Below are 22,689 nucleotides of genomic sequence, written 5' to 3'. Positions count from 1 at the left end.
ATATGGTGAACTCATTTTAAACTTTGCGTCGTAGTAGTATGGCGGCTCCTGTTGTGGCGAGTATGACTAGTGCGAGCAGGCTTGTTATAGCTACGCCGGTTGATGCCAGATTATTGGTGTTGTTCATGGCTGTTTGTTTGCTATTGCTATCGTTGCCGGCGTTACTTGCGTTATCGGTGTTGCCGGCGTTGTCATGATTGCCTGTGTTTGACTGCTCTCCCTGAGATGGCTTGTTATCGGTTTGGTTATTTTCATCTTTACCCGGTGTGGTCGGATCGGTTTGTGTGCCTTCATCCTTACCGGGCTTAGTTGGATCAGGTAGCTCTCCAAACTCGATAGTTGTAGTTGTCTGTTTGGAACCATCTGCAGCAATGACATGAATAGTGGCTTTGCCGCCATTGTCTTTGCTTGGTTGCTCAATAACAATCTGTGCGGCATTGTCAGTCGCATACGCCTGGATAAGAGGGTATGTAGTAGCATTAGAGTCAAGTGTTGCCTTATATTGAGTCTTATCTGGTTTAAAACCTTCAATTCTCTGACCATCAACTCGCAAATCACTGAGAGTGGCATCAGATGCAGGAGCATTGCTGATTTTCGCCATAATTTGTACTTCGGCAACTTTAGTAAAGTAATCTTCATCAGCTTTGTTGCCATAGGCTAACTTCAAGCGAACAGCATCGGTTGTTGTTCCAGATGGTAGTGCAATTACTGTTGGCTTGCCGCTTTCCGTAATAATCTCATTACTTGAGACTGTATCAACCCATGCTCCAGTTGCATCCTTAACCTGCACAGTGATATTGCTTACTGCTGCTTCTGCACGGTTCTGATCAACATAGAACCGAATTTCGTCCACTGGATATGTGGCATCAAGATTGTACTGTAGCCAAGGATTGTTGTCACCTCCACCATTTCGCCAATTCGACCAATTAGTATTGAGTTTTCCGTCGATAGTATTCGATGCGCTGTATCCGCTTTCTGTACTTGATGCCGACGCTTGAGCGTGAGATGGAGCGATATTTTCTGCAGTATTACGTTCGGTAATAAACACAGTTAGTGTCGCTGGCAAAGTGTTGCCATTGCTATCATCAGCAGTCCCAGGAACAGTGAACTGACCCGCTGTTGCAAACTGAGTATCGGTAACCTTGCTGAAATCCCATGTTACTTTGGTGTCAAATTCTGGGGAAGTGACGACATGGGCGTGAACAGTATTTGGAGCTGCTTGAGCGACATCACTTACTTTACTATTAACCCCAACGGTGATAGATGCGGGATCCACTACAGTAAATTGTCCAACATGTACATGTGCTGTAACGGGTACTTTGCTACCGCGTGCAGTACTTGCAATTCCTGCAATATCAAACGTACCTGCTTGTCGGACATGCTCAGCTACGCCATCTGTATTCCAAGAAACTGATGTAGACTTAGCAGTGCCCCACTCGTAGTTGATGGTTACTTGTTGTGGCAGTTGGGGCTCTGTATTGACAACAGTATGAACATTGATATCTTGTGCGTTTAATGGTTCGACAGTATGCAGATACCATGCTTGGTGTGTGCCACCGCCAGATAGCCAAAGCCCAACTTTTGTCCCTGAGGTTTTGCCTTGCCCATCCACATCAATAGCTTGCTGAGCGGCAACATTAACAAAACTCCATGATTCTCCGTTTTCGGTATTTACTACCCACAGTGCCGCAGGATTATGAGTAGCTTCATCGATGCTCATGGACTGCAAAGCATTAGTTCCGTTACTTGATACCAGTACCATATCGTTTGGTCCGGTAATAATATAGCGACGTAATGTTGGACGCTGTGCAGGTGCTGCTACTTCATGGAATTTCCATGTTTGACTCTGTGCAGTTTGTGATGTAGTTGCTGCATCCTGTAAGGAGAGTGCTGAATCACCTACTCGCTGAGCAGTAAGTGTTTTGCCAGATGCTTGGCCAATAAGCTCATATGATGCGTTGTTTTCTATTCCAGCTGTTGGAGCAATGCCGGTTACACCAGTGAGTTCGATTGAAGCAATAGACTTTGCTGGAACAGTAACGGTTGCAGTTTTAGCTACTGGATCGATGTGTACAGCATTTGGTTGCTCAACATTGCTGAATGTATTCATATACTCAGGTGTTGCTCCAAAGAATGCTGTGGTACCTTCTGCTTTTGCTGGGGCGGTAGTCAAAAAGAGTTTTCCAGTAGCTTGTTCGCTGATTTTGCCGAACTTGGAAAGATCAATGACAAATGTTTGAGCTTGTGCTGACTTATTAGTGTGGATAATACTTTGTGTGTTTCCATCTTTTGATGTGGCAGTAAGTGTGTCAGCAGTGCGGTTATTGGCAATAATTGCATCGCCTTCATGAACAAACTTGGTGTATGCGCGAACAGCGTTGTATTTGGAATTTACAATCACAGAGCATGGCTGTAAGCCTTCTGTTTTGCCTCCATTATTATCAACGTCACGCTCGGAATATAGATTACCATCTTCGTCTGCGACAGTACAGTCGAAGCTGATGAATACTGTGCCCCAATTGGTGTTTTCACCCTGTGGATTGGCGGTATGTCCATATACGTCTTGTGTACCAGTAGACATATTATAGAGGTCTTCTACAACTTGCCAGAAGTTGAAATCCTTGGATTGCAGAGCATAGATATCGCTATTGATTTTACCCGCCATGCCAAGACCATTGCTGAACTCGTATGGATTGAACCCGCCACTTTGCCAAGCGCCATCAACCTCGCTCATTGACAGTTTCTTGCCATCGGTTTGTGCGATATCGCGGGCCACTCGCTGCCTGTTAGTGCCGTAGGAGTGGGTGTTATATTGTCCTATCATGTCGCGCACTGCTTGCGGATACTCATTATATGAGTCAACCATTTGACCTGAATCAGTTGCATCCGTTGCTACAATCTGTGTATGGTCGTTGGTGCCCATTGCGTTGCGTAGGGCTTTGATTGTTTCCTGCTGTACGCTATTGTCAACGTGCATGCCTTCTTGAGGCTTCTTCACAGCAGTGGTATACGGCGTCACTGATTTGTTTTTATCAGTAAAGTAGCGTTGCCAGTATCGGTTGATAAGTTCCGAATTTGTAGTATCATACTTGTCATTTGCGAATGAATTAGGAGTACCCCAATAACCGGTTTCTGATTCGTTGAATGGTTCAAGTGTATTAATTTCAAGACCGTATTGCTGCTCCAAATGATTGGTGACAGCAACCATATATTGTGCAAATTTTTCTGGATCTTGTAAATTATTGCTTCCAGAGTTAAACCCGCCAGTGGCGTATCCACTTGTTGTTAAGAACCAAGGGGCAGAGTTGGCAAATGCTTCAATATGAGTAATATCGCCAGTTTTGTGTCCCTGATTAATCCACCATTCTTGTGAGGCTCCCTTCGACCAGTCGTATTGAGCATCATTGGACGGGTCAAAACGTTGGGCAATTTGCTCCTTGTTTGCTTGCGTGGTCGCTGCGCCACCATAAAGGTTTTTAGCTCCTGTGGGGTCGTCAGCCCAATATCCTGGGACTGCAGCACCTTGACGCATAAATGGGAAATCATAAGCTACGTCAGACGCGTTGCCGCCGCCAATATTGTAGCGAGCCATATTAAGATCTAGGCCTTGCTCGCTGAAGATACTATTATAAAAATCTTGTCGTAATGCCTTACCGTGTTCGAGAGCTTTGTGATAAGCTTCGTCGCTAATCTGATCTCGGTTGGTGATAAAGCCTTCTTCTCCATATTTGCCAGTAGCATTGGCGAACCAAGCTAGTGAAGTACCCCAGCCTTCAAAAGGACCATTAGCATACCATGGGTTTGGGGTTACGGTTACTGTCTCATTATCTGCTGCATTTGCTGTGGCAGTAATAATTGTTGTGGGAATAATTGCTCCCACGCTGAGTGTAGCTGCAGCTGCAAGTGCTGCAACTGTTTTTCGTCTCTTCATCCATTCCTCCTTTGGTGGTGAGACGGTTTGGATGGCCTACCGCGATAGACCATCCAAAGTTGAATATTGGTATTAGGCTCTGCGGGTGAGCGCAATAGCAGCGGCAAGAATTACTGTAGTAATAGCGATTGCTGCTGCAATAATAAGCGTTATACCTGTGGAAGCAAGAGCATAAGATTCGTTGTGTGTATCGGCAGTATGCTCTTCTTCCTTCATGGTGTTATGAGGCTGATTATCATCACGTTCGTTGGTAGTGGTGGTATCGCCTTGTTGGTTTTCGCCAGGCTGCTGCTCCGTTGGGCCGGTTTGGGTATCCTCATCTTTGCTTGGGTTCTCTGGTTCTGGGTCGGTTTGTTTTCCCTCGTCCTTGCCCGGATCCTCTGGTTCTGGGTCGACAACTTTTGTAGCGCTAATCCAACTCAATACGGGTCCTGATCCGTGTTCGGATTGCAAAGTAATCATTACAGATTGTGGTGCATCACCATCGATGGTAATGGTCTTGGTTGCAATGGAGTTGTATTGTGTTGCTGTAGCAGTAGCGAATTCTTGAGGCTGTCCGTCACCAAGGGTGTACGTGATTGTTGTTGCCCGCTCATGATTCCACCAATCATGCATAGCAACGGCTAAATCATGTTTGCCAGGCTCTAATGTCAACCTGTAGGACAATGGCTTATTGGCACCAGACTTTCCTGCATACAATCCAGACAGATATGGGTTATCTGAATTGGTATATTCAGTCCCATAATCGCTTGACGTATTACCCCATGTGCCATCGTCGTTTTGATCACCGCTGCGATTGAGTAGCGTATTGCCTGATATCGTATCTATTGCTGCAAAAGCTGGTGATTTCGGACCATTGACATCAATGAAATACTCAAGATTGGCTGGAGCGACGTAAACATTTGCTGTTGCTGGTAATGTGGTACCTTCAACTACACCACGCACTGCTGCTGGAGCAAACGGTTGCAGCCCTGTTGGTACTGTTTCCCAAGTAACTTTGCGTTTTTCACTCTTGCCATTAGCCAAGGTAACGTCAACCGTCGATGGCAGGTGAGCGTTTTCTCCTTCTTTGACGCCAATTGCACCTGTTGGCGCTACGCTCACTGCCTCATCATCGCCAGCGCGCACAACATTGATCCAACTAAGAATTGGATCAAGATTATTTACACTGGAACGTTGAGCAGAAAAAACTATGGTTTGTGGTTTATCGAGTGTAAAAGTTAGTGCTTGTGTGGAGTTTGATTGTTTGGCAGAGACATCATCACTGGCCAGCTGCTTGCCAGTAGCATCGTTTATAGCAAAATGTACTGTGCGATCATTCCATTGGGCCCACCAATCATGTACGCCTGCGGTAACAGTATAGGTGCCCGCTGGTAGATCTGCCTTATAATCGATAGATTTACCTTTGTTGGCGTACCAGCCAGTTTCATAGATATCACGAGAATCTGTGGCGTAGCGCATAATATCTTTATCTTCGCCAACGGCGCTGGTATATCCCCAAGTTCCATTGGAATATGGTTGATCAGCGGTTTGCTTGTTGATCAAATTCGGGGCGTTGTTGCGAATGGACTGGTAATATTCAGATTCGTGTTGTGCATCACTTCCGGCATCAATGAATAGCACAGTGTTCTTTGGATACACGGTAACGGTGAAATTAATGCGCGCTCCCTTTGGCTCGGTCAGTGTGCCATACACAGTAACTTGACCGGCTGGTTGGTCTGGACCGTAGTATTGATCCCATACAACGCCTGTTGTAGTTGGAGTTGTTGATGATCCGCGCAGAATATTTACTGTGGAAGGTAGAGACTTCATCAGATTAGACATAGAGCCGGTTTCCGTTGGGAACTGTGAAACAACTTTAATTGGTTCATACTTGTCAAGAGTATCCAGCGTCCAATCACCATGAGGGTAGATTTTTACTTCGTCTCCGCTCATTTGCAATGGTGTCATCACGTATCTAGATTGACTAATATCGGCGCCATTGTCTGGATTAAACCAGCGGTCTCCCCAATAGATAAACTTTCCTGCTTGGGCATCTACTGGAATGACATAGCTTGACTGAGTATAGAAGGAATTTGAAGGATTTTGTTGGTATCCTTCTCCTTTAATAAATGGGGTTGTATGTGATACATACGGCCCTAAGAAGTTGTCAGCAGTGCTAGAAATATATTCGTTTTCGTTTGGAGCCCATCCAGTGGTGTGCGAGTAAATGATATGGTACTTGCCATTCCACTTAAATGGTGCAGGTGATTCACGAGAATCGGTGGCTACAATATTGTAAGTGTCGCCTGCTGCAACATCAGTACCTTTTTTCTGCTGGGCGTTAGGTACAACTAACTTAGTGTAGGTTGAATCAAGCAGGGAGATAGTTAAATCTCGGTTTTCGTTGCTTGAATACACCAAATATGCATCATTAACGCCGTCATTATTAGCATCTTTGTCGTCAACCCATAGGTTCATATCACGAGCCATACCGGGATTATTGGTGTTATTTCCTGGGCTCATTCGGAAAGAGCCGAGATACTTGTACGGTCCGGCTGGGTTTGATCCAACGCTAATAGCTACGCCGGCTTTTGCTTTTGAATATGTTGCTTTTGATTCGTCTTTATAGGTCGGTCCATCGGCATGGAACCAGATAACCCACCGACCAGTTTTCTCGTTATAGGCCATTTTGGGTCGTTCGAAGACTGCGCTTGATGCAGTTGGGTTTGAGCCATCTCCTTTTAATGATTTCAAGTCCCACAGCAGTCTGTCTAGTGCCTCTTCAGGACTGGAAATATTGCCGTTGGAGCTATCGTTAGCGAAAGCTTTGAAATCTTTACCATAGATATTGGTGTAGTCAGGATCTTGGCTCATATTTGCGACGTTGTAATACTGCTGATAAGTAGGATCTGATCCGTTAAGTTTGTCGGTTAAATCCTTGTCGCCTAGATATGTTTGGAATCCACGACCTTTATCTACCCAATTCATTAAATCATCCGAGTAGTAAATTCGTACTCCATGGGCTATAAGCCTATCGGTTTTGTCTTCGCCCATCCAAATCCAAACGTATCCATCGCCGTTTGCGTCGAGGGTTTGGTCTTCCTTTGCAAGAGTAGAAGTTTTGGCTTTAACGAATCCCGCGCCGTGAGCTTGGATGAGATTGCCATTGTTGTCAAAAATTCGTGCGCCATTTGTTCCAGTAATGCCTGTGTAATGATGGATGAAGCGCACAGCTTGGAAGGCATCGTTGAGTTTTTGCTGTGCTGCTGTTATGACAGAATTATCTGTTGATTGGGTGTCAATCAACTGCTGTGCTGCCTGACGTGCTTCGTTCAGTTTTGCTATATCGCTATCATTCGGTTTCACACTATCGTATGGTGCGGTACCTGAATCATTGGAACGGAAGCCAGAAGCTAGCGGTTGAAGCTGATTGGTTTGGGTATTATCGAGTGTTTGTCGTAACGCCTCAAGTGGTGTACTTGTCGACTCTGATGCTGGCTGTGTCGCTATTGCTCGCGGATGCTCATTTGCAGCATCTGTCTCTTGAGCCATAGCGGCACTTCCGCCAGCAAATAGAGTAGCTGTCGCAACTAGTGCTGCTACAGCTTTTCCTGTATGTTGTTGCATGGTCCTCCTCTTTCCATGCGCACATTCTTCGATGAATATGCGTCGCATACGTAGTATGTATGCTCAAGAGTTAGTAACACTTATTTACGCAACATGGTAGGTGTACTTATGTTGCGAGAGGTGCTTAAACCGGTAACAGACCGCGAATCTGCTATCAGTTTCGAGACTTGGCATATGCTGTTGCAGACGCCGGTGTCTGTACTCACTAACTCGCTTATATTCTAGAGTGTTTACGCAAACATAGCAAGATAACATGGTATATGTTCATTTATGGGGTGCAACTATAGGGTAATGCGCGAATGATACATATGAAGAAGGGTCTGCATATGCATACAGACCCTGTTATTTACCATAGATGAGTAGTTATAGTGTTGATAGTGCTAACTACTCATCGGATATTGTTATTACTGCGTTTTGCATAATGCGCGACTATATAACGCGGCAATAGACGGTATGAAAGTAAAACAATCCGCGCTTACATTAGTGAGGTATATAGTGCCAGAATATCCTCATATGTTGCTTGGCGAGGATTTCCTGGAGTGCATACATCGGCAAATGCATCATGAGCAAGACCTTCGAGATCAGCTTCAGTAGCGCCAACTTCACTAATCTTGGTTGGATTGCCTAGATCGGCAGTCAACTTTGCTACTGCAGCTACTGCTTCATCGCGCACATGCTCTAATTCGCCACTGTAGGCATCTTCGACGCCAAAAGCGTCCGCAATATCACGATATTTTTCACCAGTGTAGTCCTTGTTGTAAGCCATAACAGGTGCTAGCAGAATGCCATTAGCTACACCATGAGCCACGTCCAGACGACCTCCTAATGGATGTGCCATACCGTGAACAAGACCCAAGCCAACATTGGAATAAGCCATGCCAGTAATATATGATGCATACGCCATCTGCTCGCCAGCAGCTACATCACCATCGGCGCTCAGTGGCAGGTTCTTAGCAATCATACGAATTGCTTGCAGGCTTAAGCAGTCAGACAGGCTCCATGCGCCAGGAGTAATATACCCCTCGATTGCATGGGTTAGAGCATCAAGACCGGTAGCAACTTTGAGTGCGCGAGGCTGGGTGTCGGTAAGATCTGGGTCCACAAATGCCACTACGGGGATGTCATGAGGGTCTACTGCTACGAATTTACGCTGATGCTCTGTATCGGTGACTACGTAGTTAATAGTGGTTTCGCTAGCAGTACCAGCTGTAGTTGGCACACCAAAAATTGGCACACTTGGATTCTTAGTATCAGCCACACCTTCGAGAGAAAGTACGTCTGCGAATTCAGGATTCGCTACTACAATGCCGATGCCTTTGCAAGTATCTTGTGGGGAACCGCCGCCTAAACCGATAAGGAAATCGGCACCAGATTCCTTAAATTTTGCAACTCCGTCTTGAATGCATTCCACTGGAGGATTTGGCTTCACATTGTCAAAAATTTCATATGGCAGTTCTGCCTTGTCGAGTACAGCGGTCACTTTATCTACTGTGCCAGTTTTGAGTAGGACTGGATCAGTGACGATAAAAGCCTTATTGAAACCACGCGCCCTTGCTTCTGTAGGAATCTGTTCGATGGCGCCGCGACCGAAGAATGATGCTTGATTCAAAATCATGCGATATACCATAATGCTCCTTTGCAAATTGTGATGGTTATTGACTAACCATGCACCCATGGATCAGTGTAACGCGTTTTAGAAGGAGAAATGTTAACGTTCACATTTCTTCACAAAGTTTGACTGAAGTAGGGATGTTGAATTATGTAGAACACTGTGTCGTGCTGCGGGAATTAAGAGGAGCATTGTTCAGCAAGGTATGATGAATAAGAAGATCGTATAAGCGTATATAAGCAGCATATGAGCATGTGCAAGAGTTACAATGCTTAAGTTTTTAAGCTACTATGAGTAGTCTGGATAGTCTATGAGTATAGGGGGAAGATGTGGCTAGGCGAGCACAACAGACGACACGCACAGGCATTCTTGCCATTGCTCAAGAGGCTGGTGTTTCACCATCAACAGTATCGCGTGTAATTAACGGTACTGCTGGAGTAACTGATGAAAAACGCAAAGCAGTAGAAGCAGCTATTGCAAAATATCATTATGAACCCAACCGTTTTGCCCGCAGCTTGGTCACGCATCAATCCCATATTATTGGCATACTTATTGACCGTTCTATTCGGTATGCAACAGCTAACACTTTGGTGCAGCTCGAAGAAGTAGCTTCTAATGCTGGCTATATGTCAGTGACACTGACTATTGATAAACCGTGGAAAGTAAGTTTGCAACGCGCTCTTGCGCAACTGCGTAGTCTATCTATCGATGGACTTGTGGTTATCGCTCCTAGAGTTGGTCTGGCTGACGCACTTGCTGCCAGTGGGGTGCAGTGGCCGCTAGTTATTATCAACAGCTTGTTGTTACCGTATGCGCATGGCATTAGCGTGGTAGGCGAGCAGCAGCTAGAGGCGTCAAAGCATCTTACGGAGCACTTAATTGCACAAGGGTATACGCGCATTTGGCATATGGCTGGTAGTGCAGATTGGCATGATGAGCAGCAGCGTGCACTCGGCTGGAAGCAGGCTTTACAAGAGCATAATCTGGAACGTTTTGGCAAACTTATACAGTGCACTTGGTCGGCTCAGAGCGCATATCAGGCAATCATGGCTGAGGATTTTAGTGACGGTATGCCTGATGCGATATTTGTAGCATCAGATCATATGGCATATGCAGCGATTGCAGCGCTTCGTGCACGAGGAATACGAGTGCCTGAAGATATTGCTATTGCTGGATATGATGATGCTGAAGGCTCAATATTTCTTGATCCACCATTAACTACCATTAAACAGGATTTGCCCGCGGTAGCTCGTACTGCAATGTATACGCTGCTACAAAAGATTGAAGGAAAACCCACAGACGACGTGGTAGCAATGGAAGCACAACTAATTGTAAGACAATCTTCAATACGAGCACAACAAAAGTGCCCCCCCAGGGACTCGAACCCTGAACCCACGAGTTCTCAAGCATGGTGGTTACAACCCAATTTATTCTATCATCCCTTCTTTTAAGTGTTACTACAATAATCACTATCAACAATGACAGTTGGTGGTGAGTTTTATGAGGATTCCTGCATTTGATCGAGTAAATCGTGATTGGCAAGCATGGATTAATCCATGGATAACAGATATGCGTGTGCACGGTAACACGGAACAAACAATCACGCATTGGCATTATCAAATTTGTTTTCTAGCGCGATATACTGGCGCTAATCCAGATACTATTACGAGTACAGATATAATTGCATGGCTCAGCAGGGGAGTATCACCCAATACTGTCAGGTCTGATTTTAATGCAGCAACAGCATTTTTTACATGGGCACAACGCGCAAAGTATCGAGATGATAACCCTATGATTGTTGTGCCAATGGTTAAGCGCGTGAAGCATAAACAAATTCCTGCGCCACAAGAAGCAGTTAATCGAGGGCTCTCACATCCTGATCCGCAAATACGGCTTATGGTGTTGATGCTGCATGATACGGGGATGCGCCGCACAGAATTATCTATTGCTCACACCAAAGATATTATTGATGACTTGTATGGCAAAAGTATTATCGTGCATGGCAAAGGGCATAAAGACAGAGTAGTGCCACTTAGTAATCAATTAATTGCCTTGCTTGATGCAGTGCCTGATGGCTATATTTTCCCTGGCGAGGCACAAGGGCACATTTGTGCAGACACTGTTTATCGGTGGGTAAAGGAAGCAACAGGGTATCCACCGCACGCATTTAGGCGCAAGTTTGCGACCGATATGTGGCGCGCAACACATGATCCATTAAAAGTCAAAGAATTTTTAGGGCATGAATCACTTGATACCACGCAAGCGTATATTCAGACATCGATCAATGACCTATATCCAGCCATTAGCGCTTTAACCAATTATCGCCAGCATGAAGGCATACCAATGAAACATCCAGAGCGACTGCTGCAAGCATACAATGTGCCCGATGTAGTAATCCAACTTTTTGCAGATGCTATTGCAACACGTAATTAAGTGTATTACATATACAAATATGTATACAAAAATGTATACATTAGTGTATACTGAGAGATATGAATAAGCGAAAGGTGAGTACATGGAGATCGTAGTGCATCCGCGAATCCATGAGCGTCATGAGAATATTAGTGAACGAGATGTTATTGAAGCGATGAATAATATTATTGCTTCAGCGCTACGTGGCAATGGGGATTGGTGCTCTATCGGTTTTGATTTACAAGCAAGACCAATAGAGATGGTTTATAAAGTTGTTGGCGATGTTGCTATCGTATATCACGCTTTTACGCCGCCAACGAAAAAGTTTCAAAAGGAAGTAGGCTTTACGCCGAAAAGAGGATAATCATGAAAACCTATACTCGAGAAGAACTTAATCACATGCTTGGCATGAGCGAGCAAGAACAGGATGCTCAGGCGCGACTACTCGAAGATGAAAGTCAACCCGATGGGTATACAGGTGTGGTAATCAATAGTGTGCCGTGGAAGAAAGCACAGGCAACTCAAGTGCACACTGTGCGTTTAACTGATGTACAATCTGTTGAAATTAAACAGCTTGCGCGCCAACATAAAAAATCAGTAAGTGATATTTTGCGTGAGGCTGTAAATTACTATCTCACTGCACAACCAGCACAGTCGTAATGCCTTCATGCTCTGTTTATCAGTGATGACTACGACGCGGCTGAGATGAGTGCTAATCCGCCGTGGCAAGCGGATGAAGCACCTACCGCGTAAAAGATTTTGGGTTTGTAGAGAGAGGATTAATGATGCTGAGCGACTTGTTGGATGCGGCTCTTGACGGATGGTGGTTGCTGCTTGTGCTGCCTTTTTTAGTATACGGTGGTGTGCGCGTGATTGATGTGCTGGTGGATGCGCTTACGGCTGCGCTTGAGCGTTGGCATGAGCGTGTTATTGATCAGTTTAAGCGGCAGTGTCCACGCTGCGCGCAGCTTCTTGATCTGCTTGTGCAAAGTGGGCGGTAATGATGGATAAAACATTTATAACTGCTTATGTATCTACGTTGTTTATACCATTGGCGGGGTATTTAATTTGCCGCTTATGGGATTTACTGGTCTGCTGGTGTAATTACCGGCATGAGCACCAGTACTTGCTCAAGTGGCATGAGCAGTATCACCTGTTGGATGATCACACTGACGCAAACAAGGGGTAGCGCACATGCCGGACGCAAGCTATGCAAAGCAATACAGGTATCGTATATTGTGAGGCGCGATCGGTAAGCGTATGGTGCTTCATCGTGTGATTGTGCTTGCTTGTGGCACTTTGTGACTGCTTGGCACGTGCAGGCATTGTGTAGGGGTTGGTGTGCTACTGGTATGGTGTGGTGGCGGTTGTATCGCCAATCATGCGATGGTCAGTGCTTGGTGGTGCTGTTGCCATCTTGTTGCTGGGTAGCTTGTGGTCTCGGCGATTGGTTGCGATGCCGGTATATGCGTTTGGGTAGGGCTGTTCTTTCTTGAGCTGGTGGTTGTACGCCGTCAAATGGCAACTCTCGGACTATAGCCCACTTGCCTTACTCGATGTCAAGTTACCCACGCCACACGCAAGCGTGGTCGTGTTTAACGTTGACATCGCGGCAGTGGGCTTCGTTTCGAGTGTCCATTTTCGGCAACGGTACAACCCGCAACAAGAAAGGAACACTCCAATGTTCACCGCATACTACACTGGTAACCTGTTCACCAACCTATACAGCTTCGAGCCAAGCGTACTCGCACGCACCATCTCCGAGCTTACTGACCACGGCATGGATGTCGATGATTTTCTCACCAACTACACGCCATTCGACAGCCTCGACGAGTACGACACCATCTACCGTGAACTGCAAGCACGCGAAGCAGGCTACGCTAACTGGCAAGACGTTATCGAGCAAGACGTTGAAGAAGACGCTGCCGAAGAGGATATCTTCTTCATCCGATACTTCAACATGTATACGCCACTAGGCGCAGCGCTTTGCGACTGGTATCACTGCACCCGCTATGAGCTCACGCAACACATCCGCAGTAGCTATCTAGATGCAGCAACCAGCACTATATACTACGTCACCGGATGCGGCTACAGCCACATTGATCGTAATTTGCTTGGCGGTAACGGTGATGGCACTGCTGAACAAACATTCAGTGCTCGATACGATAACTAAAACACGTGGTGGCTGCGCCACAAGGCGCAGCCACTTACTGTGCGAGCAACAGGTTACATGCTCGCGTTCTTGTCTTGTGTGACAGGAGTGTTGCTTTCAAGGTAGGTTTCGGTAGTGTCTACCGCAGTAGTGTCAATGATCTGCCGATCAGGCAACGTGTCAGCTGCCGTTGGGGTAGTGGGCGTGTACTCGTGTACCACGCGCACCACTTGTTCTTGCGGCTGGCGTAGAATGTCCATAATTTTGCGTTCCGCGCGCGATGGGCGATCAGCAAGCCTGCCGAACAATGACGACAGTACCCCGCACAGCACAATCACACCAATGACCATGCCAAACCCCACAGGGTACGGGTACGCATGACTACTAATCAAGCGCAATGGCTTATCATGTGGTTCACCAAACCACAACAACAAGGCGAATAATACAGCTAACCCGCCGATAATCGCGCACCCGTATTGTAAGATCCGTAATGTGGTTTGGATAGGATGCGCTACCAGCGCGGTAGCGCCAACCAACAGTACTGCGAGCACGCGAATCAATAACCCAACTAACCCTAATACCGCTGCGGCAATCAGGAACACTAACACTACAGGCATACGCCAACTCCCTCCCCGTTACGCAATAGGATTATTGTACTATGCTTGCCGCTAGCGTGCACGACCATACGGGTGCATCAGGTCAGGCAGCACTGGCTCACTAACAGCAGCGGGCTGCGTGTGGTGAGGCTCTTGCTCCTCTTGCATGCTGCGATCCACCTCACCGCGTGTAGTGTCGTCGCGCTCAGGTGCAGGCTGGTGCGCACGCTCGTAAGCGGTGCGCTGCTCTTTGAGCACATGCACAAACGTAAACACATTATCAACCTTGATGCTATCGGTAACTTTCGCGCCCTGCTCATCTATCGCGCGCAGCAGGTAATCGTAGCGTTCCTCGAACATGCGCGTAGCGACCCCGTCGCCGTTGCCGAGCATGTCTTTGTCGATAACATCATACCCATAGCCGGCAGCAACAAGGATATTGCCATCATCAGTAAGATACCCTCCACGCAAGTATTGAGGTACCTCATGCAATTTACAGTTGTACCAGTAACATAACGCTATAGCCATACGTGACGCTACAGGTATACGAGCAATACGAGTAAGACTAGAGGGATCAACCTTATCTAAAGCGCAATGCTGTGCCGCAGAAAACAGGCTAGGGTATCCTTCATCGCGTGCTGCCACTTCAGCAAGCCAGATGGCATGATCATCAAACTCATGCAAATCATCAAAAAACTCAATGTCATCAAATAAGCTAGCCATGATACTCACCCCACTGCTGAGCAGTATCCTGCACCTTCTGCACCACATCATCACCAGCGCCACTGTTCTGCGACTGCGCTGTATCTGCATCCTGCCCGCTGACAGGCTCAGCAGGCTCTGGTATTGCACTATCACTGCGTTTACGTGCACGCGCTGGTGCAATAAGCCCAACCAACCGCGCCTCAACATTCGACAACGCAAGATCATGAATCAACTGCGACTTACTCGTACCACTAGCACTCATATACTCAGCTATCGCATCACTAGCCGCCTGCTCAGCCTCACGTAGCGCTACCAATGCTTTCGCTACCTGTGCTGCTGACGTTTTCATGCGCTTAAGGCGCGCTTCCGCGTCACCAAGCATCAGCTCCACGAGCTGCTTACTCTCATCCTGCATACACACTCCTTGCTCAATACGACCACTACCACCGTGGTCACAACACAAGTGTGCGCACACCACTTATGACGCTTGGTGCGACAGTTAGCCTTTTTTCACGCGCAAACAGCAAGCACCATAGAGCGCGGTGTACCGGAGCACACTCCCGTAACATACCCATGCGATGCCGGTTACACGTGCATGCTGTGACCTACCAAGCGGTAGGTGCAAGAACAGGACATGCACCAGCCCACATACAGATGCAGACTGGCACATGCTCTATACTCATTGCCCTTGATAGTGCAAAATGACTTATCCACCGGTGGATAAGTCAACAAGAGAAAGTTGGCAAGCGACCCCAGTTGTACGTACAACTGGAAGCTTGTCAGGGGTCAAAGACCCTAAAACCCATAGTCGCGCGACGCGCTCCAATCAAAAAACCATCAAGGTTTTTCTGATAAAAAATAATCGGAATCACAAAAATCACCGTGCCCTTCACGAGAAGAACACGGTGACCTATCACACTACTTAGTCATCAGATAGCCAACTATCACGGCTAATAGTAGATAACCTACTATGTTGCTTGAAGCGGCAAGAGCCACTCCTATAGCTGCTAATGCTCCAATAACTTCGCTGTGTGTATTGTTATCATGGTTCACGATGAACCTCCGACTAGAGCCGCACGCCATGCAGCGCACGGCATACGTCACAATGCGATTGCATTGCGGTTGTTCACTCCGTGCAAATGGAGCTACTTAACATGGTTAAGCTTATGTTGTATAGTAGATATTGACAGGATGTGGCGTGCAAACTTCCCCTTATCTTTGGGTGCGCAACATAGACTTTTGAGGGGTTGGCTACAACTGTTAGGGCATGTTATCTGTCCTCGATTAGAGCATTGGGGGACTCTTGCGAGTCCCCCAACTTATTATTCGCGCATGTCATACGCATAAAAATTTCCTACTGTCGCACCAAGCAGCACAAGAACTCTGCAACAATCCTCACTAGAACTAGCTAGCAAGAATTGCGAGGATCACCTAATGAGTTACGCTCGTCATAGAAAAAGAAAAATACGAAAATCCATAAACTTCAGCGTTGAAGAGTGGGCACAAATACGCGAAGCATACTGTACATTCAATCGCCATCACCGCTACAGAAATATCACTGAATACATTAGGGATATCGTGATTCATGCGCGCGTGATACAGATCCAAACGCTCGTGAATACTGACGAATACTATCGCATGTTCCATGGTATTGGCACGAATATTAACCAGATTGCTCACAAAGTCAATGCAGACAACACGGTCACCGTGGAACAACTGCAAGCAGTGCAAGCACAACTCGGCGAGCTCAAAACCATGTTTAACGAATGGGCAACTATGTGGCGCAATGCACAAGGAAACTAATTATGGCAATCCTCAAACTCGGCAAAAAAATCACGGCACGCAAAGACCAAAACATGAAAAGCACCGCCACCACGCCCATATACGGGGTCATTAAATACGTCATCAACGGTGAAAAAACCAATGAAGGCACGCTCGTGAGCAACAACTATGTAAACGATCAGGACGCTATGAGTCTTGCTGAAGGCATGATATTCGATCTCAAACATGCACCCTACGGTATCGATGAAAAAACAAGGTGGGCACTGCACCTGAAGCACTCATTCTCCCCAGACGAGCAGGTCACCCCAGAGCTTGCGCACCAAATCGGTATAGAACTTGCCGAAGCCATCACACAAGGCGACTACAAATATGTTATTGCCACTCACGTGGATCGTCACCATATTCATAACCATATTGTCATCTGCATGGCGGGGCAGTTACCGCCGCATAAACATATGCGCCTACATAAAACAGCTATCCAGCAGTGGCGCAATATCAGCGACGACTTGTGTAAGCAATACGGGCTCAGCGTCCTCGAACCAGCCAAATCCCAACCAGACAATTACGCGAAAACCTTCGAAGAACTCTACAGCGAGCTTAAAGGTATTAGTAGAAAACAAGCATTGCGCAGCATGATCGACGAAGCGGTTATTACATCACAATCCTACGATGAATTTGTTGATGCATTGCAGGAGCGAGGCATCAGTGTTGCTGTGCGCGGTAACAATCTCGTATACACCAACCTCGCTACCGGCATGAAAGTGCGCAGCAGCAAACTCGGCTACGCCTACACGCCACCAGCCATCATGAGCCGCGTCCAAGGACAAATCCTCGGCTGGGTCAGCATCAACGAGACACTCATCAAAAGTCAAAGCACTAACACCATCACCTTCTACCTGCCCAAAAGCAAACGCCAACTCCTCATGAGCGTACCACGAGAACAACTCATCCAAAGCAACAAGACCTACCATATTTTCTTCGCCGAAGACGCTCAGATTGTACTCAAAGACAGGCGAGGTCGATACGTCAAAACCATAAACAAGCAAGACCTCTACCAATACTTCGGTGATAAAACGTTGACAGCAATACAGCAGATTGCACACAGTAACCGCGGTAACAGGCAGCACGTGGTTATGGGTAGGAGCGAAGCACACAACAGGTACTTACGGTATCAAGCGATGCGCATTGACCAACTCAATGATCGTATTGACCAGCTCATGAGCGTAAGGCAAACCATGCAACAAGGCATCAGTATCGATACGCGCATCACCCAATTAAATAATGACATTAAAACCTTACAGCGGGAAATGCGAGCAGGACTTACCGCGCTCATCGATGCAGAACACAACAACGACTACGAAACCCGAGCACAAGTACAAGCACAACTCGAACAGCTTGAACAAGACCTCACCAGCACACAACAACAACTACAAGAACTACAACGCTTCACACAACGCGAGCAAGAACAACAACGTACACGCAAACATCCAAGACGCTAACCAAACACTATAAGGAAAGGAAACATAATGATAGAAGAACAAATCGAACAAGGCTTACGACGCGAAGCCGTAGGCATCGGCGCAAAAATCATACAATTCACACTCATGATGCTCTACAACATCAGCAAATGGGCACTACGCCAAAACGGAAAAATCCTCCACAAAATAGGTGAAGGCTTACAAAAAGTAGTCTACCAACAATTACACGAAGGAAAAATCAGCGAGAAAACCCTGCAACGCGATAACGGTAACATCCACCAAACAGCGCCCATTGCCAAGCAGGATCTCAAAACCGTAGAACAGAGCCTGAAGAAATCTGGCGTCAAATATGCGGTGGAACAAACCCCAACTCCAGCAAACCAAACACCCACCTATATTATCCACTTTAGAGGTGAGGATGTAGCACACGTAGAGCACGCCATCAATCGTGCCGCAGCTGAGCTGCAACACGACATCACCGTGCTCCCATCACAGCAAACAGACACAACAACACCAACCCAAGAGCAATCCAACGTGCAGACCACCCCGGTGAAGCCCGATGCGACAACTGCGAAGACCGCAAACCATCCATCAGAGGCTGCACCACCCAAGCAGCAGCATGATGGGAAGCAACCCAAAATGAGTCAGCAAGACGTGCTGAACAAACTCACGAAGAAAACCGAAGCCATCAAAGCAAAACAAGCCATCAAACCACAAGCCCCAATACACCAGCGCCACAGGTAAGCCACATGGAAATCATCATTGAAGGCATTATCCAGTCAACGAGCGCGCAAGCACAACTGATCACCATCAACCTCGAAGTTATCCGCGCCACAGGGCACGTGCCAGACACTATGACCATAACCTGCGACCGCGCAGCATACGCAGCATATTTTGAGCAGGCGCGCGTGCATAAAAACACGTACATGATCACACGGCTCATGGTCGAACAGGCGACTGCAATCAGTGTGCAATGGATTGCCATACCCGCCATGACCGCGCAAATCCAATCCATTGTCAGCAACCATCGCCGCCAACGGCAACTACAAACCATCGCCAACTACAGTCCACAGGAGCACAACAATGCAGCACCAAACAGCGCGAGAACTACTGCTCACTCAGCAGCAAATCCAACAACTACAAGCTCGCATCGACATGAACGACAAAGTACTATCCTCGCTGATCAACCTTGTGACACAAATGGCACAGCTGCAAGCAACAATCTTGCAAACACACCACAACAACATCCAGCAGGCAAAGCGCCAGCAGCGCAAGCGCACGAGCCAGAGGCGATCACCGCGCGCATGAAAACCAGCGATATCGTGCTCGCCACCCTCCAACGCGCCACAGGAAGAATCCAGCAGCACCAAACAGCAAGCTATAAGGAGCATAGATACGCATGATACGTCGCCTCGCCCCACACCTCATCATCACTATTATCACCTACTGGATCGTGAACATTATCGCACACGCCATCCGCATAGGACTCATAACAAAACAGTCCCCATACCAGATTACTAGTAATACGATCACCGCATTGCAAACCAGCCTACCGACAAGCCTGCAAGCCCAAGATGTCTGTATTAGTCTTGGTGCAATAGCGTTAGCCAACCTCATCTACTACGCCTACCAAGTAAGCAAGAAAACCTATCGCGATAAAGAAGAATACGGTAGCGCAAAATGGGCACAGCCACAAGAAATGGCACGTTACACTGACCATGATCCGAAATATAACCTACAAATGACCGCAACAGAAGGACTAAGCCTCGACACTAACGCCACCTATCGTAACCTGAACGTGCTCATGCTTGGCGGGTCGGGTGCACGCAAAACCAGCTGCTACGTACTACCCAACATCAAAAAAATGAACATGAACATTGCAGTAACCGATCCAAAAGGCGAAATCTACGATGCCACACACCACATGCTAGAAGCCAGCGGCGAGTACGATGTGCACTGCCTCGACCTCGTAGATCTCACTCATGAAACGCAATTTAACCCGCTCAAGTACATTGACCCGATAAAACCGGATATTGCTATCATGCGCCTAGTAACCAACATCATTGCCAACACGAAAAGCGCAGAAAGCGCCAAAAATACTGATGACTTCTGGGTCATGAGCGAAAAAAGCCTACTAACCGCGCTTATTGCCTACGTGTACTACACCAAAGTCGGCGAACACGCTGATCAATGCAATCTTGTCACCGTCACCCAGCTTGCCGCCAAACTGCGGGCAAGTGAAAATGATGAAGATCGTATGAGCGAAGTAGACTGCATGATGCAAGCCGCTGCCGAACTCTACAACGAATATGTCGGACACGAAACCGAATACACGCCCGAAGCGCAACGCATGATCGAAGGCTTACGCTTCGCTGCTGACCAATACAACCCATTCACCCAGGGCGCAGGCGAGACGAAGAAAAGTATCATCATTAGCCTTGCTGTGCGGCTTGCTCCATTAAACGTGAAGCAAGTGCAAGACATCATGTGTGCAGACAATATTGGTATCGACCACATTGGCAGGGGCAACAAGAAAGTAGCTATTTTCTTAAAACTACCGGATGAGGACACCACCTTTAACTTCATCGCCGCCATCTTCTACCAGTGTCTCTTTGAGAACGTTCTGCAAAGAACCCGCAGTATGCCTGGCGGCAGACTCCCACAACCCTTGCACTGCTACTTGGACGAGTTCGCCAACGTGGGTAAAATACCAAACTTTGAGCGCCTCATCAGTACCATTCGCTCACGCAACGTGTCCGCAAGCATTATCCTACAGACCCTAGGGCAGCTCAAAACCATGTATAAAGATGGGTGGGAGACCATTACCGGTAACTGCGATAATATCCTTTTCTACGGAGGTTTTGAAAAAACCACCACCGAATGGGTGTCAGCATTGCTCGGTAAACAAACCATTGACACCAAAGACACCAGCCAGTCCAAAGGACGCAACGGCAGTTACAGTATCAACTACCGTCGCACCGGTAGAGAGCTTATGCAGCCGAACGAACTGGCGAAAATGGACAACAACTACTGCATCTACATTCTGCGCGGTGTCAACCCCTTCTACAGTCGCAAAATCGACTTTAACGGGCACATTGCTAAACCAGTCAGCCGCCTCAAGCATTCCAAACAATGGAAAGATGCGCATTAAAGACTACCATCACTGTCCGGTAGTGGATTAGAGCTTGGTGCAGGCACGCTCCATGTTGGCGGAGTAGGAGCTTGCGGTGCAGCAGGAGCAGTCCGTTGTGGCGCGGTCACATAATGCGGTGACGGGGTAGCCGCTTGCGGCTGGGCATCTTGGGCAGCTTGCTGCTTCGCCCGCTCATCCGCCTGCACTTTTGCGTCAATGCTTGCCTGCACTGCTGCCTGTGCATCCACAAGGCTTTTACCCGCAGTAATATACGACTGTATATCGCTCACATTATTATCCTGATACACGGATCGTGCCTGGGCAATCGCCCGAGCAAGCGCATCCCTTGTAGCATCATCTGCAACATTGCCACTGGACGAATCAAGTAAGGCTTGCGCCCCGTTAATCGCCACTTGTAACTCGCCACGCTGGCCATCGAGTTGCTTACGATGCGAGGATTGTACTGCCTGTATTGCTTTACGTAACACACTTGTACGCTGAGTAAGCGTATCCGCTAACGCTGTATGAGTATTGGTCACATCCTGCAGTGCGCTTACGGTATCGCCTGTGCATTGATGCAACGTTATCTTAGGAGGTTGTGCAGCGTGATGCAGCTGTGTGAGCACTTGTTTGTCTGCAACATCCTGCTCGATGTACGCTAACGCCTGCTTGGTAGATGCAGTATCCACGAGACGCTGCCATGCACGCTGCCTATCCTGCACCTGCTGTATGCTCGCTCGACAATCTGCTTGCGCCTGTGTAAATCGTTGCTGCTGGGTGTGCCTGTGCCACTGTACGCCACCAATCACCAGACCAACAAGCACTGCACACATTACAACTGCTATGCCAGCACGTTTGACAACACGCCAATCAAAACCAAGCGTCACACTATCATCAAACGACTCAACCGATTGATCTGACTGCAACGGCAAATCACGAGCAGCATCCTCCCGCAACGTTTCAGTAGGCAGATCGCTTAACTCGGATTGCGTACCACCACTGCGCGCACCCTGCTGCTCCTGCACATACGCATCCACCTGCCGTAACGACGGTATCCTGCCTTGACGAGCAAATAGTCCACGTGCTTCCGGCTCACTCGGCTTGGGCACGATACCAAACTCTCCAGTTTCCTGATACTGCTCATACCACGCCTGTAGCGCAGCATATGCGTGATCATGTAAGACGATGAGTGGCAGGATTGGCTCAAAATCAGGGTTAATCGCCATATGATACAACTGCCACGACGTAAGACGCTTATCCAACACTAAGCTCACACTCTCAC

At 47.4% G+C, this 22,689-nt stretch carries 18 protein-coding genes; 11 read left to right on the top strand and 7 right to left on the bottom strand.

Going from position 1 to position 22,689, the window contains the following annotated elements:
- Positions 1-16: 16 nt before the first annotated feature.
- The 3 genes from IEU85_RS06340 to fucO all read right to left on the bottom strand — a co-directional run bounded on the left by IEU85_RS06340 (position 17) and on the right by fucO (position 9,167).
- Positions 17-3,931: a discoidin domain-containing protein gene (locus tag IEU85_RS06340; protein WP_188355417.1), complete on the bottom strand. Its 3,915-nt coding sequence runs from the start codon at positions 3,929-3,931 to the stop codon at positions 17-19.
- A 72-nt stretch (positions 3,932-4,003) separates the two neighbouring features.
- Entirely contained in the window at positions 4,004-7,540 is a 3,537-nt protein-coding gene (locus tag IEU85_RS06335; protein ID WP_188355416.1) for an Ig-like domain-containing protein, read from the bottom strand.
- A 475-nt stretch (positions 7,541-8,015) separates the two neighbouring features.
- Positions 8,016-9,167 (bottom strand): lactaldehyde reductase, encoded by a 1,152-nt coding sequence (fucO, locus tag IEU85_RS06330; protein ID WP_188355415.1) that lies wholly within the window; start codon positions 9,165-9,167, stop codon positions 8,016-8,018.
- A gap of 311 nt (positions 9,168-9,478) precedes the next feature.
- Between fucO and IEU85_RS06325 the strand changes: the two genes are divergently transcribed.
- From IEU85_RS06325 to IEU85_RS06300, 6 genes are all read left to right on the top strand, one after another.
- Positions 9,479-10,600 carry a LacI family DNA-binding transcriptional regulator gene (locus tag IEU85_RS06325; protein WP_188355414.1) on the top strand — a complete coding sequence of 374 codons (1,122 nt, stop codon included), beginning with the start codon at positions 9,479-9,481 and terminating at the stop codon, positions 10,598-10,600.
- Positions 10,601-10,649: 49 nt separating this feature from the next.
- Positions 10,650-11,582 (top strand): tyrosine-type recombinase/integrase, encoded by a 933-nt coding sequence (locus tag IEU85_RS06320; protein WP_188355413.1) that lies wholly within the window; start codon positions 10,650-10,652, stop codon positions 11,580-11,582.
- Positions 11,583-11,664: 82 nt separating this feature from the next.
- Positions 11,665-11,925, top strand: a complete 261-nt coding sequence (locus IEU85_RS06315) for a hypothetical protein (protein WP_188355412.1) — start codon at positions 11,665-11,667, stop codon at positions 11,923-11,925.
- Between the two features lie 2 nt (positions 11,926-11,927).
- The gene (locus tag IEU85_RS06310; protein WP_188355411.1) at positions 11,928-12,221 is read left to right on the top strand and encodes a ribbon-helix-helix domain-containing protein; all 294 of its coding nucleotides are present in this window, start codon (positions 11,928-11,930) and stop codon (positions 12,219-12,221) included.
- Positions 12,222-12,343: 122 nt separating this feature from the next.
- Positions 12,344-12,562 carry a hypothetical protein gene (locus IEU85_RS06305; protein WP_188355410.1) on the top strand — a complete coding sequence of 73 codons (219 nt, stop codon included), beginning with the start codon at positions 12,344-12,346 and terminating at the stop codon, positions 12,560-12,562.
- A gap of 680 nt (positions 12,563-13,242) precedes the next feature.
- Positions 13,243-13,734 carry a hypothetical protein gene (locus tag IEU85_RS06300; RefSeq protein ID WP_188355409.1) on the top strand — a complete coding sequence of 164 codons (492 nt, stop codon included), beginning with the start codon at positions 13,243-13,245 and terminating at the stop codon, positions 13,732-13,734.
- 53 nt (positions 13,735-13,787) lie between these two features.
- On the opposite strand, the gene IEU85_RS06295 is transcribed toward IEU85_RS06300, so the two are convergent.
- Genes IEU85_RS06295 through IEU85_RS06285 form a run of 3 tightly spaced genes read right to left on the bottom strand, consistent with a single transcriptional unit; the run spans position 13,788 to position 15,429 of the window.
- Entirely contained in the window at positions 13,788-14,330 is a 543-nt protein-coding gene (locus IEU85_RS06295) for a hypothetical protein (protein ID WP_188355408.1), read from the bottom strand.
- A gap of 51 nt (positions 14,331-14,381) precedes the next feature.
- Complete coding sequence (locus tag IEU85_RS06290) at positions 14,382-15,032, bottom strand: hypothetical protein (RefSeq protein ID WP_188355407.1); 651 nt, start codon at positions 15,030-15,032, stop codon at positions 14,382-14,384.
- Positions 15,025-15,429 (bottom strand): hypothetical protein, encoded by a 405-nt coding sequence (locus IEU85_RS06285; protein WP_188355406.1) that lies wholly within the window; start codon positions 15,427-15,429, stop codon positions 15,025-15,027. Before IEU85_RS06285 ends, IEU85_RS06290 begins: the two co-directional genes overlap by 8 nt.
- 1,178 nt (positions 15,430-16,607) lie before the next feature.
- Between IEU85_RS06285 and mobC the strand changes: the two genes are divergently transcribed.
- Genes mobC through IEU85_RS06260 form a run of 5 tightly spaced genes read left to right on the top strand, consistent with a single transcriptional unit; the run spans position 16,608 to position 21,425 of the window.
- A complete protein-coding gene (mobC, locus tag IEU85_RS06280; protein ID WP_188355405.1) occupies positions 16,608-16,817 on the top strand; it encodes a plasmid mobilization relaxosome protein MobC in 210 nt (69 codons plus the stop codon).
- A gap of 2 nt (positions 16,818-16,819) precedes the next feature.
- The gene (locus IEU85_RS06275) at positions 16,820-18,295 is read left to right on the top strand and encodes a relaxase/mobilization nuclease domain-containing protein (RefSeq protein WP_188355404.1); all 1,476 of its coding nucleotides are present in this window, start codon (positions 16,820-16,822) and stop codon (positions 18,293-18,295) included.
- A 27-nt stretch (positions 18,296-18,322) separates the two neighbouring features.
- On the top strand, positions 18,323-19,018 hold the full coding sequence (locus IEU85_RS06270; protein WP_188355403.1) for a DUF3801 domain-containing protein: 696 nt from the start codon (positions 18,323-18,325) through the stop codon (positions 19,016-19,018).
- Positions 19,019-19,023: 5 nt separating this feature from the next.
- Complete coding sequence (locus tag IEU85_RS06265; protein WP_188355402.1) at positions 19,024-19,677, top strand: hypothetical protein; 654 nt, start codon at positions 19,024-19,026, stop codon at positions 19,675-19,677.
- Positions 19,668-21,425: a VirD4-like conjugal transfer protein, CD1115 family gene (locus tag IEU85_RS06260; protein WP_371866654.1), complete on the top strand. Its 1,758-nt coding sequence runs from the start codon at positions 19,668-19,670 to the stop codon at positions 21,423-21,425. Before IEU85_RS06265 ends, IEU85_RS06260 begins: the two co-directional genes overlap by 10 nt.
- Here the strand turns inward: IEU85_RS06260 and IEU85_RS06255 are convergent.
- Positions 21,422-22,681: a hypothetical protein gene (locus tag IEU85_RS06255; protein ID WP_188355400.1), complete on the bottom strand. Its 1,260-nt coding sequence runs from the start codon at positions 22,679-22,681 to the stop codon at positions 21,422-21,424. The genes IEU85_RS06260 and IEU85_RS06255 overlap by 4 nt on opposite strands.
- Positions 22,682-22,689 lie beyond the last annotated feature (8 nt).

It is taken from the genome of Galliscardovia ingluviei (genome assembly GCF_014635685.1).
GTDB classification, from domain to species: domain Bacteria; phylum Actinomycetota; class Actinomycetes; order Actinomycetales; family Bifidobacteriaceae; genus Galliscardovia; species Galliscardovia ingluviei.
The sequence above is the reverse complement of the archived record's forward strand: the minus strand, read 5'-3'. Positions and strand labels throughout refer to the sequence as shown.

Bases quoted from the DNA above. Each gene is read 5' to 3' on its own strand.
- IEU85_RS06315 (WP_188355412.1), top strand. From the start codon at position 11,665: ATGGAGATCGTAGTGCATCCGCGAATCCATGAGCGTCATGAGAATATT.
- IEU85_RS06265 (WP_188355402.1), top strand. From the start codon at position 19,024: ATGGAAATCATCATTGAAGGCATTATCCAGTCAACGAGCGCGCAAGCA.
- fucO (WP_188355415.1), bottom strand. From the start codon at position 9,167: ATGGTATATCGCATGATTTTGAATCAAGCATCATTCTTCGGTCGCGGC.
- IEU85_RS06300 (WP_188355409.1), top strand. From the start codon at position 13,243: ATGTTCACCGCATACTACACTGGTAACCTGTTCACCAACCTATACAGC.
- IEU85_RS06320 (WP_188355413.1), top strand. From the start codon at position 10,650: ATGAGGATTCCTGCATTTGATCGAGTAAATCGTGATTGGCAAGCATGG.
- IEU85_RS06275 (WP_188355404.1), top strand. From the start codon at position 16,820: ATGGCAATCCTCAAACTCGGCAAAAAAATCACGGCACGCAAAGACCAA.
- IEU85_RS06335 (WP_188355416.1), bottom strand. From the start codon at position 7,540: ATGCAACAACATACAGGAAAAGCTGTAGCAGCACTAGTTGCGACAGCT.
- IEU85_RS06290 (WP_188355407.1), bottom strand. From the start codon at position 15,032: ATGGCTAGCTTATTTGATGACATTGAGTTTTTTGATGATTTGCATGAG.
- IEU85_RS06305 (WP_188355410.1), top strand. From the start codon at position 12,344: ATGATGCTGAGCGACTTGTTGGATGCGGCTCTTGACGGATGGTGGTTG.
- IEU85_RS06340 (WP_188355417.1), bottom strand. From the start codon at position 3,931: ATGAAGAGACGAAAAACAGTTGCAGCACTTGCAGCTGCAGCTACACTC.
- IEU85_RS06310 (WP_188355411.1), top strand. From the start codon at position 11,928: ATGAAAACCTATACTCGAGAAGAACTTAATCACATGCTTGGCATGAGC.
- IEU85_RS06285 (WP_188355406.1), bottom strand. From the start codon at position 15,429: ATGCAGGATGAGAGTAAGCAGCTCGTGGAGCTGATGCTTGGTGACGCG.
- IEU85_RS06270 (WP_188355403.1), top strand. From the start codon at position 18,323: ATGATAGAAGAACAAATCGAACAAGGCTTACGACGCGAAGCCGTAGGC.
- IEU85_RS06295 (WP_188355408.1), bottom strand. From the start codon at position 14,330: ATGCCTGTAGTGTTAGTGTTCCTGATTGCCGCAGCGGTATTAGGGTTA.